Raw genomic sequence first — 644 nt, forward strand, 5'->3', positions numbered from 1 at the left:
AGGTCGCCGGTGGTCTCGTCGCGGACGACGCCGCGCGCTCCGTCCGCGCCGAAGCGGATGGGTTGGCCGTGTTCGAGGCGGATGACGGCTTCTTCGGCCTGTTGGCGGTCCTTGAGGATCTCGAAGGCGCCGTCGTTGAAGATGTTGCAGTTCTGGTAGATCTCGACGAGGGCGGTGCCGGGGTGGGCGGCGGCCTGGCGCAGGACCTCGGTGAGGTGTTTGCGGTCGGAGTCGACGGTGCGGGCGACGAAGGAGGCTTCGGCGCCGATGGCGAGGGAGACCGGGTTGAAGGGGGCGTCGAGGGATCCCATGGGTGTCGATTTGGTGATCTTCCCTACCTCGGAGGTGGGGGAGTACTGGCCTTTGGTAAGTCCGTAGATGCGGTTGTTGAAGAGGAGGATCTTGAGGTTGACGTTGCGGCGGAGGGCGTGGATGAGGTGGTTGCCGCCGATGGAGAGGGCGTCGCCGTCGCCGGTGACGACCCAGACGGAGAGGTCGCGGCGTGAGGTGGCGAGGCCGGTGGCGATGGCGGGGGCGCGGCCGTGGATGGAGTGCATCCCGTAGGTGTCCATGTAGTACGGGAAGCGGGAGGAGCAGCCGATGCCGGAGACGAAGACGATGTTCTCCTTGGCGAGGCCGAGTTC

1 protein-coding gene is annotated in these 644 nt (G+C 66.6%); it reads right to left on the reverse strand.

Features of this window, described 5'->3' with window-relative positions:
• Nucleotides 1-644: 2-oxoacid:ferredoxin oxidoreductase subunit beta (locus SMA5143A_RS42340; RefSeq protein WP_146194067.1), on the reverse strand; the 644-nt coding region annotated here is incomplete at both ends.

Source organism: Streptomyces sp. MA5143a, assembly GCF_900290235.1.
In the GTDB taxonomy this organism is placed as follows: Bacteria; Actinomycetota; Actinomycetes; order Streptomycetales; family Streptomycetaceae; genus Streptomyces.